Genomic DNA, 13,387 nt, shown 5'->3' with positions numbered 1-13,387 from the left:
TGCCGGCAAGCGGGCCCGCACGTGCAGGGTCGATACCGGTGGCATGGAGGCCCCGCCGCATCGTCTCGCAAGGCATTCCGCCATCGTTGCATCCTTCGGAGCGATCCCATGAAATCCCGTCATTTCAAGTCCACGCTGATCTGCGTAGCGGTACTCGGCGCGCTGTCCGTCGCGCCAGTGATGGCGCAGACCGCCACGCCACCGGATACGTCCGTGTCCACCAGCAGCGCCAGTCACGAATCGACCCGGCTGAGCACGGCGTTCACCGGGTTCGCCGGTTCGGATGCCAATGCGCAGGCGCTGGTCAGCGGGCTGCGCGACGGCAGCGAGATCACGCTGGACGACGTGACCACGAACGCCGACGGCACCACGACCACGACGAGCACCACGTTCACGCCGGCCACCGGCCAGATGGGCTACGGCAACGTGAAGATCGCGCTGTCGCTGGCCGAAGCGACGCTCGCCAAAGACGGCATCACCGATCCGACCGCCACCGAAGTCGAGGCGGCGCTGAATGGAGGCACCCTGGTGCTGGCCGATGGCACCAGCATCGACATGAAGGGCGTGTTGGCCCAGCGTGCCGATGGCGCGGGCTGGGGTCAGATCGCCCAGGCCGAGGGTTTCAAGCTGGGCGAGGTGATGCGCTCGCCGAACGCGGTCGGCAGTGCCGCTGCGGACGGACACGCGCACGCCCATGTGGAAAAAGTCGAACTGGCCAAGGCCCATGGCGCCGATCGCCCGACCAGGCCAGAGCGAGTGGCCAAGGTCGATCGTCCTGATCGTCCGAGCCGGCCCGAGCGCCCTGAGCGCCCCGAGCGTCCCGATCACGCCGGTCGCCCGGGCGGCTGAGTCCGCTTCCCCCACGTGTCGCAAAGCATGCGGGCCCGGCGTGATGCCGGGCCTGCGGCCATTCTTTCTGCAGCCAAGGAAACCTCGTTACATGCACAACCCACACCATTGGATGATCGTCGGCGGACTGCTGTTGATCGGTGCGCCGGCGGCGCACGCCGCCACGGCCAGCGGCGGTCAGTTCAGTCTTGCCGCGGGTGCCGACTACAGCAGCGGCAAATACGGTACCGACACCACCACGGACATCTGGTCGCTACCGGTGACGGCGGCATACCAGACCGACCGCTGGACGTTCAAGCTCACTGTGCCGTACATCAACATCAGCGGCGCCGGCAACGTGATCCCCGGCGTGGGCAAGGTGAACAACGGCAACCCGAATGGGCGCGGCCGTGGCAATGGTGGCGTGATTCCCGCGCCGGGCAGCGCGGCCAGTGGCTCGGCCTCGGGCCTGGGCGACATCACCGCATCGGCCGGCTACGAGCTGTTCGGCAGTGCCGACCGCACATTCGGGCTGGATCTCACCGGCAAGGTGAAGTTTGGCACCGCCGACGAAAACAAGGGCCTGGGCACGGGCAAAAACGACTACGGCCTCTCGCTGGATACCTACAAGGTGAGCGGCAACTGGACCGCGTTCGGCGGCGTGGGCTGGATGAAGTACGGCAGTTCGCAGTACATCCAGCTGAAGAACGGCTTCAATGCAAACATCGGCGCTGCCTACAAGCTGAGTCCCAGCGACGACGTCGGTGCGTACTACTACTACCGCGAGCGGATTGCCGATACCGGCGCCCCGCAGAGCGAGGTCACGGCTTACTGGAACCACAAGTTCAACGAAAGTTTGCGGCTGCAGACCTACGCGCTCGCCGGCTTCGCCAACGGCAGCCCGGATTACGGCGTGGGTGCGTCGCTGAAGTACAGCTTCTGATCGACCGGGTTCCGCGCGACAGCGCGGAACCCGCACGCGGCATGCGTCATTTGCGCCGCGAGCCACGCAAGCTGTCGAGCGAGAACGTGGCCACTTCTCCGCCGGGAACGCGGCGTGGCTGGCCGATCGGCGGGCCCCAGGCGTGGGCGCTGACGACTTCCCAGGTGGCCGGGATGCGGCCTTCCACGCGCATCGTTTCGTAGGCGGCCAGCATGCGCTGGTAGCGCGCCTTGCCGGTGAGGCCGCGCGAGCGCGCGCGGTCGGCGTTGGTGGCGCCCAGGCCTTGCAGTTCTTCCAGCAGCTTGCGCGGTTCGCTGTAGGTGAGGGTGTAGCGGAACACGTCCAGCACGGGATCGCGCAGGCCAGCGGCGAGCATCGCGTCGCCGACGTCGTGCATGTCGAGGAAGCGGGCCACGTGCGGTTGCTGGTCGGCGTCGGCCCAGGCCGCGCGCAGTTCCTTCAGGGTATCCGGGCCGAAGCTGGAGAACGCCATGAAGCCGCCAGGCTTCAGCACGCGCATGCATTCGCCGAACAGCGCGGGCAGGTCGTCGACCCACTGGAAGCACAGGTTGGAATACAGCACGTCGACGCTGTGGTCGGCCAACGGCAGTTGGGTGGCCTCGGCGCAGACGCGGCGGAACGGCTTCAGCCAGCTGTTGTGCTGCCTGGCGGCGTGCAGCATCGGCAGCGCCAGGTCGATCGCGATCACCTCGGCCTTGGGATATTTCTGCTTCAGCAGCGCGGTGCCGCGGCCGGTGCCGGCACCGACGTCGACCACGCGCGCGGGTGTTTCCAGATAGAAGTCCAGACGTTCCAGCAGCGCCGACTGCACCTCGCGCTGCAGCGCGTCGTGCTGTTCGTAGCTGCTGGCGGCGTGGCCGAAGTTGCGGCGCACGCGCTGTTGATCGAGGTGGAAATCGCTCATCGAACCTGCTCAGGGGAAGAAGGGGCCAGCAGTGGCTGCAGCGCCTGCACCACCGCGTCGGAGTGGCCGAAGAACGGCGCGTGGCCGGCCTGCTGGATCTCGGTATACGTGCCGCCGCACTGGCTGGCCGACCATTGCATCGCCTGCGGCGGCACTAGCCGGTCGCGGCGGCCGCTGATCCACGCGCTGCGCACGCCGAGGTCGGGCAGGGCGGCGCGCCGGTCGCTGGTTTCCAGGATGCGGATGCCTTCCTGCAGCACGCGCAGGTCGGGTTCGCCCCGGGCGAACACCAGTTCGCGCAGGTGGCGCAGTTCGGCGCGCGGGTCGGCGCTGCCCATCGCCTCCAGCGCGAGGAAGCGCTCGAGCGTGGCGTGGTAGTCGGTTTCCAGATCGCTGGCCAGCTGATGCACCAGCTTGTCGTCGCTGCCGTGCGGCCAGCTCGCGTCGCGCACGAACTTCGGCGTGGCGCACAGCATCGCCAGGCCGCGCACCTGCCGCGGCAGCTCCAGCGCCGCGGTCAGCGCGATGATGCCGCCCAGCGACCAGCCCAGCCAGATCGCCGGCGGCGTGAGTTTCGCGATCGCCTCGGCGCAGGCACGCGGTTCCAGCGGCAGGCCGCAGTCACGCGAATGACCGTGGCCGGGCAGGTCGACCACATGCATCGTGCACTGTTCTTCCAGCGCCTCGACCAGCGGTTCCAGCACGCCGCCGTGCATCGCCCAGCCGTGCAGCAGCACCAGCGGCACGGGGCCGTGGCCGCGCTGGTCGATGTACAGGCTCATGCCTCGCCCTCATGAAGCATCGCGCTTGTTGCATTCGCCCCTTCTCCCCTTGGGGCGACCCTTGGGGAGTCCCCTTGCGGGTGAGAAGGTCGGGATGAGGGGCGCGTGCTCGCTGGGAAGTCGATCGAAGCCGGCTCTGAATCAGCTTCTTCCTCGGCGTGGCCCCTCACCCCAGCCCTCTCCCCGCGGGGGAGAGGGAGTGGTACGCGCTTCGAATCAGCCTTTTCCTCAGCGTGTTCCCTCTCGTCAATCGCAGGAAGAGGAGGCGAAGGCCGGAGCGCTTTATCCACGGCCACCCGGCCGTCGAACACGAAGCAATCGCCCTGCCAGTGCGTACCGTCAGTCTGTTCCAGGTACTTCAGGATGCCGCCTTCGAGCTGGTAGACGTGCTGCAGGCCCAGGTCCTGCATGTGCAGTGCGGCCTTCTCGCAACGGATGCCGCCGGTGCAGTACGAGACGATGGTCTTGCCGTCGTAGCGCGCGCGGTCGGCGGCGATGGCGGCGGGGAATTCGGTGAAGCTGGCGATGCGGTAGTCGACCGCCTGCGGGAATTTGCCGAGGTCGGTCTCGTAGTCGTTGCGGGTGTCGAGCAGCACCAGTTCGCGGCCGTCGTCGTCGTGGCCCTGGTCGAGCCAGCGCTGCAGCGTGGGCGCATCGACCGCCGGCGCGCGACCGCCTTCGGGGCGGATCGTGGGCAGGCGCATGGTGATGATCTCGCGCTTGATGCGCACGCGCAGGCGGCCGAACGGCACCTCGGCGGACAGCGACTCTTTCGGGGTGATGTCGGCGAAGCGGGAGTCGTCGTGCAGGCTGGCCATGAAGCCGTCGATCTGCGCGCGGCTGCCGGCGAGGAACAGGTTGATGCCTTCGGGCGCCAGCAGGATCGTGCCCTTCAGCGCCAGCGCCTCGCAGCACGCGAACAGCCGCTCGCGCAGCGCGGGCAGGTCGTCCAGGCTGATGAACTTGTAGGCGGAGATGTTGACGATCGACATGCGGGGGAATCGGCGGAGCAGGCGGCGATTATACGGGGTCGCCGCCGGCTGCCCGGGGTGCGGCAGGCAGACGCAGTGTTTCCAGCGCGGCCAGCAGCCGGTCGACGTGGGCCTCCTCGTGCGCCGCGGACAGCGTGATGCGCAGCCGCGCCTGGCCCGCGGACACGGTCGGCGGACGGATCGCGGTGACCAGCAGGCCTTGGCGTTCCAGCGTTTGCGCCGCGGCCAGCGCGGCGTCGGCGCTGCCCAGCAACAGCGGCTGGATCGCGCTGGGGGAGGCCGCCAGCGGCAGGCCGAGTTCGGCGGCGCCACGGCGGAAGCGAGCGATCAGCCGCAGGAGCTTCTCGCGTCGCCACGCTTCCTTCTGCGCCAGTTGCACCGCTTCCAGCGCCGCGGCGGCCAGCGCCGGCGGCATCGCGGTGGTGTAGATGTACGGTCGCGCGAACTGGACCAGCCCCTCGATCAGCGCGGCCGAGCCGGCCACGAAGGCGCCGCTGCAGCCGAGCGCCTTGCCCAGTGTGGCCATCAGCAGCGGCACCTCATGCTGGCCGAGGTTCGCGGCGCCGAGGCTGCCCGCGCCGTCGTCGCCAAGCACGCCGAAGCCGTGCGCATCGTCGACCAGCAAGGTGGCCTGCTCGCGCGCGCACAGCTGGGCCAGCTCGCGCAGCGGCGCGACGTCGCCATCCATGCTGAACACGCCGTCGGTGGCGAGCAGGGCGGCGGTGGTCGGGTGGGCGGCGAGTTGCCGCGCCGCGGCGTCCACGTCGGCGTGCGGATAGCGCTTCAGCTCGGCGCCGCTGAGTTTGGCGCCATCGAGCAGGCAGGCGTGGTTGAGCTTGTCCTGCACGCAGACGTCGCCGCGTGCGAGCAGCGCCTGCAGCACGCCGAGGTTGGCCATGTAGCCGGTGGAGAACAGCAGTGTGCGTTCGCGTCCGCTCCAGGCGGCGAGCGCTTCCTCCAGCTCGGCGTGTTCGCGGCGATGCCCGCAGATCAGATGCGCCGAGGTGCTGCCGACGCCTTCCTCGCGGGCGGCGCGGTTGAGCGCGGTGATCAGCTGCGGATGTTGTGCGAGGCCGAGGTAGTCGTTGCTGCAGAACGACAGCAGGCGCCGGCCGCCGATCTCCAGCCACGGGCCGTCGGCGCGGTCGATGGTGCGCAGGCGGCGGCGCAGCTTGGCGCTTTCGCGTTCGGCCGTCTGGACGGCCAGTCGATGCAGGAGGTCAGGGCGGGGCATGGGTCAGTGTACTGTGCAGGGTGAAGAGCACCCCCTCCCAACCTCCCCCTGCGATGCAGGGGGAGGAGCCAAGCCGGTGCTGCACGCTGTGCTCCCTCCCCTGCATGCCCCAAAGGGACTTCCTTCGGTCGCAGGGGAGGGTTGGGGTGGGGTGTTCTCAAGCCGCCGCACTGCAGCCGCAACCCTGCCCGCAGCTGGCGCCTTCGCCGATGTCCGCATGCACGGTGCCTGCACTCTCGACCACCTCCATCGGATGCAGGTCGAGCCGGCGGAACAGCGCGCGATCGGCTTCCACGTCCGGGTTGCCGGTGGTCAGCAACTTCTCGCCGTAGAAGATCGAGCCGGCGCCGGCGAAGAAGCACAGCGCCTGCACCGCGTCGTCCATCTGCTGGCGACCGGCGGACAGACGCACGATCGAGAGCGGCATCAGGATGCGCGCCACCGCGATCGCCCGCACGAACTCGAACGGATCCAGCGGCTCGGCATCGCCCAGCGGCGTGCCGGGCACCGGCACCAGCTGGTTGATCGGCACCGATTGCGGATGCTCGGGCAGGTTCGCCAGCGCCTGCAGCAGGCCGGCGCGCTGCTCGCGCGTCTCGCCCATGCCGACGATGCCGCCGCAGCAGGTCTTCAGGCCCGCGTCGCGCACCTGCTCCAGGGTGACCAGGCGATCCTGGTATTCGCGGGTGTGGATGATCTCGCCGTAGAACTCCGGCGCGGTGTCGATGTTGTGGTTGTAGTAGTCGAGGCCGGCGTCCTTGAGCTGCTGCGCGTGGCCGTCGCCGAGCAGGCCCAGGGTGGCGCAGGTTTCCAGGCCCAGGTCCTTCACCGCGCGCACGATCGCGGCGACCTTGGGGATGTCGCGATCCTTCGGGCCGCGCCATGCCGCACCCATGCAGAAGCGGCTGGCGCCGGCGGCCTTGGCGGCGCGGGCGCGTTCCAGCACATCGTCGACGTCCATCAGTTTCTGCGCGGTCACGCCGGTGTCGTAGCGCGCCGCCTGCGGGCAGTAGGCGCAGTCCTCGGGGCACCCGCCGGTCTTGATCGACAGCAGGGTGGACACCTGCACCGCGTTCGGGTCGTGGTGTTGGCGATGCACCGTATGCGCGCGATGCAGCAGTTCGTTGAACGGCAGCGCGAACAGCGCGGACACCTCGGCGCGGCTCCAGTCGTGACGGAGAACGGTTTCGGCCATGGAATACCACTCGCTGAGGAACAAGCGCGAGAGTGTGGGAGCCGCCCCGAGGCGTGTCAACCGAACGATATCAAGTGAAGTTGACGAGACTTGGGCGCTCCGCTCCCGCTACCATCGCGCCTTCGCGATACCAACTGGGGGCGGTCGGATGAGTGAAGGGCAAGGCAGTACGGGCAACGTGCTCGCGGCGATCTGCAGTTTTTTCATTCCCGGCCTGGGCCAGCTGGTGCAGGGGCGTCTGCTCAAGGCGATCATCATGTTCGTGCTGGCGGCGGTGTTGTGGATCGTGCTGCTGGGCTGGCTGATCCATCTGTGGTCGATCCTCGACGCAGCACTGTACAAGCCCGCGCGCTGAGCCCCCGGATGAACTTCCTGGCCACGCCGTGGCGAACCCTGCAGCGTTTCGTGCTGCCCCTGCGTTGCCTGCTGTGCAACGCCCGCGGCGAGCACGACATCGATCTGTGCAACGCCTGTGCCGCCGAATTGCCCCGCAACGGCAGTTGCTGCGCGCGCTGCGCACTGCCGCTGGCCACGCCGGCGGCGCTGTGCGGCGAATGCCAGCGCAGCCAGCCACCATGGGACAGCGCGTGGGCGCCCTTCCGCTACGGCTGGCCGCTGGATCGACTGGAATCGCGCTACAAGTTTTCTTCCGATCTCGCCGCCGGCCGCGTGCTGTCGATGCTGTGGCAGCGCGAACCGCAACCGCCCCGGCTGCCCCAGCTGCTGTTGACGGTGCCCCTGCATCGCAGCCGCCTGCGTCGGCGCGGCTACAACCAGGCGCTGGAGCTGGCCCGCCCGCTGGCCAGCAAGCTTGGCGTGCCGCTGTCGCACGATGCCCTGCTGCGCCGTCGCTCCACCACCGCGCAGACCGAACTCGACGCCGTCGCCCGTCGCCGCAACGTGCACGGCGCATTCGCGCTGCGCGAAGGCGTCACCCTGCCTGCGCACGTGGCGATCCTCGACGACGTGATGACCACCGGCGCCACCCTGGCCGAATGCACCCGCGTGCTGCGCCGCGCCGGCGTGCGGCAGGTCGACGTGTGGGCGCTGGCGCGGGCCGGCAACCGGTAAGAGCGGATCACTTCACCGCCAGCGCCAGCACGATGCCGATCCACACCGCCAGGCCGAGCCAGTTGTTGTGGCGGAAGGCGGCGAGGCAGGCGTCGCGGATGCGGTCGCGGATCAGCCAGTGCTGGTAGCCGAACAGGCCGGCCGCGACCAGCAGGCCCAGCCAGTACGGCCAGCCCAGCGCGGCGCGCTGGCCGATGAAGAACATGGCCAGCAGGAAGGTGCCCATCAGCATGCCGAGGATCGGCAGGTCGGCGTCGCCGAACAGGATCGCGGTGGACTTCGCGCCGACCTTGAGATCGTCCTCGCGGTCGACCATCGCGTACTCGGTGTCGTAGATCACCGACCACAGGATGTTGCCGATGAACAGCAGCCAGCCGATCGGCGGCACGTTGCCGGCGACCGCGGCGAACGCCATCGGGATCGACCAGCCGAACGCGGCGCCCAGCACCACCTGGGGCAGGTAGGTCCAGCGCTTGGTGAACGGGTAGATCCCCGCCAGCGCGGCGCCGGCGAACGACAGCTCGATGGTCAGCCGGTTGGTGAACAGCACCAGCACGAAGGCGAAAGCCAGCAGCGCGGCGAACACGATCAGCGCCTCGCGCGGGGTGACCCGCCCCGAGGCGATCGGCCGTCCGGCGGTGCGTTCCACCTGGGGGTCGAGCTTGCGGTCGGCGTAATCGTTGATCGCACAGCCGGCCGCGCGCATCGCGAACACGCCCAGGGTGAAGATGACCAGCGGCTTCCACGGCGGGAAGTCGCCCGCGGCCAGCCACAGCGCCCACCAGGTCGGCCACAGCAGCAGCAGCGCGCCGATCGGCCGATCCATGCGGGTCAGCACCAGGTAATCCAGCGCCTTCTCGCGATACTGCGCCGGCAGTTTCTGCAGCAGCCAGTTCAGCACCCGCGTAGCGCGGGTCGAACTGTCCGCTGGCTGCACCGGCCTGGGCGCGGCCTTCGCCGCGCCGGGTCGTGGCCGCACGGCAGGCGAGGGTGCGTTCTTGCGCCGCTGGCGTTTGCGAGGTGGAGGAGCCATCGACGCAGTTTAGCGTGAGCCGCGGCCGATCGTGGCGTGACGCCCTGCGCGAAACGGCAAGTCGCGCCGGCGATCTACTGACGCAGCAACAATCGGTACGCCGGATGCGCGCTCTCATCCACATGTGGATAGCCCAGCTTGGCGAGGAAACGCCGGAACAGCGGCAATTCGGCAGCGGGCACCTGGATGCCGACCAGGATGCGGCCGTGGTCGGCGCCGTGGTTGCGGTAGTGGAACAGGCTGATGTTCCAGTCCGGGTGCATGTGATCGAGGAAGCGGGTCAGCGCGCCGGGGCGCTCGGGGAATTCGAAGCGATACAACAGTTCGTCGCGGGCCAGCGGCGAGCGGCCGCCGATCATGTGGCGCAGGTGCAGCTTGGCCAGCTCGTCGTCGGTGAGGTCGAGCACGTCGAACTGCTGCGCGCGGAACGCCGCGGCCAGCGCCTCGCGCTCGTCGCGGCTGGCGATGCGCACGCCCACGAAGATGTGGGCGAGGCGGGCGTCGCCGATGCGGTAGTTGAATTCGGTGATGTCGTGCCGGCCCAGCGTGGCGCAGAAGCGGCGGAAGCTGCCGCGTTCCTCGGGGATGGTCACCGCGAACACCGCCTCGCGCTGCTCGCCGACCTCGGCGCGCTCGGCGACGAAGCGCAGGCGGTCGAAGTTCATGTTGGCGCCGGAGACGATCGCCACCAGGGCGCCATCGCCGCCACCGTGCGTGGCCACGTAGTGCTTCAGCCCGGCCAGCGCCAGCGCGCCGGACGGCTCGGCCACGCTGCGGGTGTCCTGGTGGATGTCGCGGATCGCGGCGCAGATCGCGTCGGTGTCGACGCGCAGCATCGCGTCGACATGCTGGCGGCACAGCGCGAAGGTCAGCGCGCCGACCTGCTTCACCGCAGTGCCGTCGGCGAACAGGCCGACCTCGTCCAGGGCGACGCGCGCGCCGGCTTCCAGCGAGCGCGCCATCGCATCCGAATCCGCCGCCTGCACGCCGATCACCTTCACCTCGGGCCGCAGCGCCTTGATGCACGCGGCGACGCCGGCGAGCAGGCCGCCGCCACCGACCGGCACGAACACCGCCTCGATCGGGCCGGGGTGCTGGCGCAGGATCTCCAGGCCGATGGTGCCCTGGCCGGCGATCACCGCGGGGTCGTCGAACGGATGCACGAATACTGCACCACGCTCGGCCTGCAACCGGGCAGCGGCGGCCTGGGCGTCGCTGTACGAATCGCCGGCCAGCACCAGCTCGACCATCGCGCCGCCGAAGCGGCGCACCGCGTCCACCTTCACCTGCGGCGCGGTCACCGGCATCACGATGGTGGCGCGGATGCCCAGCTTCGCCGCGGCCAGCGCCACGCCCTGCGCATGGTTGCCGGCCGAGGCGGCGACCACGCCGCGCCCGCGCTGCGCCGCATCCAGCTGCACCATGCGGTTGTACGCGCCGCGCAGCTTGAACGAGAACACGCTCTGCTGATCCTCGCGCTTGAGCAGCACGGGCCGGTCCAGCCGCTCGCCCAGCAGCGGCGCTACCTCCAGCGCGGATGCCTGCGCCACCTCGTAGACGCGCGCGGCACGGATCTGCGCCAGCAGGTCGGCTGCGTCGTCGGGCAGGGGCGCGACCGCATTCATGCGGCGAGCGCGGTGGCCGGATGTGCCACCTGCAGCACGTCGACCAGCTTGCGGGTCTGCTGCAGCAGTTGCGCGACACCGGCGTCGTCGCACTGCAGGCTCAGCGTGAGCCGCGACACGGCCGGATCGTGCGTGGCCGCCACGGTCAGCGTGTCGATGTTGTAGCCCCGCGCGGCAAACAGCCCGGCCACGCGCACCAGCGCGCCGGCTTCGTTCTGCAACAGGATGGACAGGGTGTGGTTCATGGCGGTGCTCCGGTAGCGAGGTCTTTTTTCCGGATAGAAACTTTCTCGGCCGTCATTCCCGCGAAAGCAGGAATCCATGTGGACGTTCTGCAGGGGCAAAGTGGATTCCCGCTTTCGCGGGAATGACGGTGTTGAAGGTTTCCAGGTTGGAAAAGGGAAAAGTCAAAAGCTCAGAACATGTGCGATGCAGCGGTCTCGCGCTCGGCCGGTGTCGCCCGCGACGCAATGAACTCGCCGGTGATCATCTGCGCGTAGCTGGCGCCGGGGCCGACCATCGGATACACGCCGGCGTCCGGGTCGATCATCACTTCCAGGAAGGCCGGGCCGTCGAAGGCGAGGAAGTCGGCGACCAGCGGCTCCAGTTCGTCCACGCGCTCCAGCCGCCGCGCCCAGCCGAAGCCGTCGGCCTGCGCGGCCAGCACGAAGTCCTTCTTGTGCAGGCTCTTGTCCGATGCGGCGAAGCGGCCCTTGAAGTACAGCTTCTGCCACTGCCGCACCATGCCGTCGCCGACGTTGTTGAGCACCACGATCTTCAGCGGCAGGTTGTACGTGGTGACGGTTTCCAGCTCGCCGATGTTCATGCGGATGCTGGCGTCGCCGTCGATGTCGATGACCAGCTTGTCCGGATGGGCGAACTGCGCGCCGATCGCCGCGGGCAGGCCGAAACCCATCGTGCCCATCGAGCCGGAGGTCAGCCAATGCCGCGGCGCGCGGAAGTCGAAATACTGCGCGGCCCACATCTGGTGCTGGCCGACGCCGGTGCTGACGATGGCACGGCCCTGGGCGTGGCGGTTGATCGCCTCGATCACCGCGTACGGCTGGATCAGCGCGCTGGCACGGTCGTAGTTCATCGCGTGCACGCGTTTCAGTTCGGCCACGTGGGCGTGCCAGGCGTCCAGCTTCGGCCGCAAGCCATGGCCGAGGCCGTACGCGGTGAGCCGCTCCAGCGCGCGTTTCAGCGGTCCGACGTGGTGCCAGTCGACCTGCTTCACCTTGCCGATCTCGGCCGGATCGATGTCGACCTGGGCGATGAACTTCGCCTGCGGCGCGAACTTGTGCGGCACGCCCGCCACGCGATCGTCGAAGCGCGCGCCCAGCGCCAGCACGAAGTCGCAATCCTCCACCGCGTAGTTCGCGTACGCGGTGCCGTGCATGCCGAGCAAGTGCAGCGCCAGCGGGTCGGTGCTGTCGAAGCCACCCAGTCCCATCAGGGTGGTGGTGACCGGCAGGCCGAACGCGTCGACGAAGGCACGCAGTGCAGCGGCGGCCTCCGCCGCGATCACGCCGCCGCCCGCGTAGATCAGCGGCCGCCGCGCCTGCATCAGCGCGGCGAAGAACGCCGCGCAGTCGGCGTCACCCAGCGCCGACTGCTCCACCGCACGCAGCCGCGCACGATAGCCGGCCAGCGCCAGCTCGCCGCTGCCGCGCCAGGCGAGCGCGGCGTTCTGCACATCCTTGGGCACGTCCACCACCACCGGGCCGGGCCGGCCGCTGCGCGCCAGGGTGAATGCAGTACGCATGGTCGCTTCCAGTTGCGCCGCGTCGGTGACCAGGAACACGTGCTTGGCGCAGGCGCCCATGATGTTGCTGATCGGGGCCTCCTGGAATGCGTCGCTGCCGATCGCCGCGGTGCCGACCTGGCCGCAGATCACCACCAGCGGGATCGAGTCGGCCATCGAGTCGCGCACCGGCGTGACCATGTTGGTGGCGCCCGGGCCGGAGGTAACGATGGCCACGCCGACCTTGCCCGATGCGCGCGCATAGCCGGCCGCCATGAACCCCGCACCCTGCTCGTTGGCCGGCACGATCAGCGGCATCGGCTCGCTGCCATCGGCGCGCGGGTGCAGGGCGTTGTAGCGGAATACCGCGTCGTACACCGGTAGGATCGCGCCGCCGGAATAGCCGAACAGCACCTCCACGCCTTCGTCGGCCAGTACCTGCACGATCGACTCGGCGCCGCTGGAAGGCGCGCTCGCGAGTGGCGCGGGATCGACGCTGAAGGCTTTGGCAGCGCTGGCTGTCAGGGTTGCTGTGGTCACGATGCATTTCCTGGATGCGACACGCGCCGGCGGTCGATGGAGCGTTGCGGTGCGCGGCGCGGGCGGCGAGCTAGTTGCGGATCAGTTCGTCTGCGGCGGGCGCGTGCACGGGCACGCCGTACGTCGAGATGATGCGCAGCTCCTGCGCCACGGGAGAGAAGCGCTCCCACGAGATGCCGTTGACGTCGGCATCGCAGTTGAAGCCGTGCGCGTCGTCATCCTCGAAGCCCACATGGCGCAGCTGGCCCGCGCGTTCGGGCTGCTGGTTGATCGAGAAATTCAGCTGGTCGGTGCGCCACATGGCATAGGTGCCAGCGACCACCGCCTGCGGCGGCTGGCCCAGGCGGCTGGTGTAATCGGCGATGGAGGCGCCCAGGTCGGCAACGGCCAGGGCGATATGGAAGCGTTTCATGGCAGACCTCGTGTGTTTGGACAGGTGATGTGACGGACAGCCGGCGACTGGTGCCGGCGGCCC

14 protein-coding genes are annotated in these 13,387 nt (G+C 69.2%); 4 read left to right on the top strand and 10 right to left on the bottom strand.

The genetic code is table 11. From position 1 onward, the window contains the following. Window positions 1-108: 108 nt before the first annotated feature. Complete coding sequence (locus AC3A56_RS07785; RefSeq protein ID WP_056763269.1) at window positions 109-849, top strand: hypothetical protein; 741 nt, start codon at window positions 109-111, stop codon at window positions 847-849. Between the two features lie 91 nt (window positions 850-940). Continuing rightward, a complete protein-coding gene (locus tag AC3A56_RS07780) occupies window positions 941-1,771 on the top strand; it encodes a hypothetical protein (protein WP_056716620.1) in 831 nt (276 codons plus the stop codon). A 46-nt stretch (window positions 1,772-1,817) separates the two neighbouring features. Here AC3A56_RS07780 and bioC read toward each other — a convergent pair whose 3' ends face one another. The 5 genes from bioC to bioB all read right to left on the bottom strand — a co-directional run bounded on the left by bioC (window position 1,818) and on the right by bioB (window position 6,899). Next, complete coding sequence (bioC, locus tag AC3A56_RS07775; RefSeq protein ID WP_487769914.1) at window positions 1,818-2,696, bottom strand: malonyl-ACP O-methyltransferase BioC; 879 nt, start codon at window positions 2,694-2,696, stop codon at window positions 1,818-1,820. Beyond that, window positions 2,693-3,478 carry a pimeloyl-ACP methyl ester esterase BioH gene (gene bioH, locus AC3A56_RS07770; protein WP_487769913.1) on the bottom strand — a complete coding sequence of 262 codons (786 nt, stop codon included), beginning with the start codon at window positions 3,476-3,478 and terminating at the stop codon, window positions 2,693-2,695. The genes bioC and bioH overlap by 4 nt, the downstream gene beginning before the upstream one ends. Beyond that, entirely contained in the window at window positions 3,475-4,470 is a 996-nt protein-coding gene (locus AC3A56_RS07765) for a sulfurtransferase (protein WP_487769912.1), read from the bottom strand. The genes bioH and AC3A56_RS07765 overlap by 4 nt, the downstream gene beginning before the upstream one ends. 28 nt (window positions 4,471-4,498) lie before the next feature. Next, window positions 4,499-5,704 (bottom strand): 8-amino-7-oxononanoate synthase, encoded by a 1,206-nt coding sequence (gene bioF / locus AC3A56_RS07760; protein ID WP_487769911.1) that lies wholly within the window; start codon window positions 5,702-5,704, stop codon window positions 4,499-4,501. A 157-nt stretch (window positions 5,705-5,861) separates the two neighbouring features. Continuing rightward, window positions 5,862-6,899 carry a biotin synthase BioB gene (gene bioB / locus AC3A56_RS07755; RefSeq protein WP_487769910.1) on the bottom strand — a complete coding sequence of 346 codons (1,038 nt, stop codon included), beginning with the start codon at window positions 6,897-6,899 and terminating at the stop codon, window positions 5,862-5,864. A gap of 148 nt (window positions 6,900-7,047) precedes the next feature. On the opposite strand from bioB, the gene AC3A56_RS07750 reads away from it, so the two are divergent. Continuing rightward, window positions 7,048-7,254 carry a hypothetical protein gene (locus AC3A56_RS07750; protein WP_007808713.1) on the top strand — a complete coding sequence of 69 codons (207 nt, stop codon included), beginning with the start codon at window positions 7,048-7,050 and terminating at the stop codon, window positions 7,252-7,254. A gap of 8 nt (window positions 7,255-7,262) precedes the next feature. Next, window positions 7,263-7,970, top strand: coding sequence for a ComF family protein (locus AC3A56_RS07745; RefSeq protein WP_487769909.1), 708 nt, complete (start codon window positions 7,263-7,265; stop codon window positions 7,968-7,970). Between the two features lie 7 nt (window positions 7,971-7,977). On the opposite strand, the gene ubiA is transcribed toward AC3A56_RS07745, so the two are convergent. From ubiA to AC3A56_RS07720, 5 genes are all read right to left on the bottom strand, one after another. Next, window positions 7,978-8,907: a 4-hydroxybenzoate octaprenyltransferase gene (ubiA, locus tag AC3A56_RS07740; protein ID WP_487770034.1), complete on the bottom strand. Its 930-nt coding sequence runs from the start codon at window positions 8,905-8,907 to the stop codon at window positions 7,978-7,980. A 170-nt stretch (window positions 8,908-9,077) separates the two neighbouring features. After that, complete coding sequence (ilvA, locus tag AC3A56_RS07735; RefSeq protein ID WP_487769908.1) at window positions 9,078-10,628, bottom strand: threonine ammonia-lyase, biosynthetic; 1,551 nt, start codon at window positions 10,626-10,628, stop codon at window positions 9,078-9,080. Continuing rightward, window positions 10,625-10,873 carry an acetolactate synthase small subunit gene (gene ilvN, locus AC3A56_RS07730; protein ID WP_007808724.1) on the bottom strand — a complete coding sequence of 83 codons (249 nt, stop codon included), beginning with the start codon at window positions 10,871-10,873 and terminating at the stop codon, window positions 10,625-10,627. Before ilvN ends, ilvA begins: the two co-directional genes overlap by 4 nt. Window positions 10,874-11,043: 170 nt before the next feature. Next, window positions 11,044-12,912, bottom strand: coding sequence for a biosynthetic-type acetolactate synthase large subunit (ilvB, locus tag AC3A56_RS07725; protein WP_487769907.1), 1,869 nt, complete (start codon window positions 12,910-12,912; stop codon window positions 11,044-11,046). A 70-nt stretch (window positions 12,913-12,982) separates the two neighbouring features. After that, entirely contained in the window at window positions 12,983-13,324 is a 342-nt protein-coding gene (locus tag AC3A56_RS07720; RefSeq protein ID WP_487769906.1) for a VOC family protein, read from the bottom strand. Window positions 13,325-13,387: the final 63 nt, after the last annotated feature.

The organism is Rhodanobacter sp. Soil_C_14 (genome assembly GCF_057657335.1).
The sequence above is the reverse complement of the archived record's forward strand: the minus strand, read 5'-3'. Positions and strand labels throughout refer to the sequence as shown.

Bases quoted from the DNA above. Each gene is read 5' to 3' on its own strand.
- AC3A56_RS07785 (WP_056763269.1), top strand. From the start codon at position 109: ATGAAATCCCGTCATTTCAAGTCCACGCTGATCTGCGTAGCGGTACTC.
- AC3A56_RS07780 (WP_056716620.1), top strand. From the start codon at position 941: ATGCACAACCCACACCATTGGATGATCGTCGGCGGACTGCTGTTGATC.
- bioC (WP_487769914.1), bottom strand. From the start codon at position 2,696: ATGAGCGATTTCCACCTCGATCAACAGCGCGTGCGCCGCAACTTCGGC.
- bioH (WP_487769913.1), bottom strand. From the start codon at position 3,478: ATGAGCCTGTACATCGACCAGCGCGGCCACGGCCCCGTGCCGCTGGTG.
- AC3A56_RS07765 (WP_487769912.1), bottom strand. From the start codon at position 4,470: ATGTCGATCGTCAACATCTCCGCCTACAAGTTCATCAGCCTGGACGAC.
- bioF (WP_487769911.1), bottom strand. From the start codon at position 5,704: ATGCCCCGCCCTGACCTCCTGCATCGACTGGCCGTCCAGACGGCCGAA.
- bioB (WP_487769910.1), bottom strand. From the start codon at position 6,899: ATGGCCGAAACCGTTCTCCGTCACGACTGGAGCCGCGCCGAGGTGTCC.
- AC3A56_RS07750 (WP_007808713.1), top strand. From the start codon at position 7,048: ATGAGTGAAGGGCAAGGCAGTACGGGCAACGTGCTCGCGGCGATCTGC.
- AC3A56_RS07745 (WP_487769909.1), top strand. From the start codon at position 7,263: ATGAACTTCCTGGCCACGCCGTGGCGAACCCTGCAGCGTTTCGTGCTG.
- ilvA (WP_487769908.1), bottom strand. From the start codon at position 10,628: ATGAATGCGGTCGCGCCCCTGCCCGACGACGCAGCCGACCTGCTGGCG.
- ilvN (WP_007808724.1), bottom strand. From the start codon at position 10,873: ATGAACCACACCCTGTCCATCCTGTTGCAGAACGAAGCCGGCGCGCTG.
- AC3A56_RS07720 (WP_487769906.1), bottom strand. From the start codon at position 13,324: ATGAAACGCTTCCATATCGCCCTGGCCGTTGCCGACCTGGGCGCCTCC.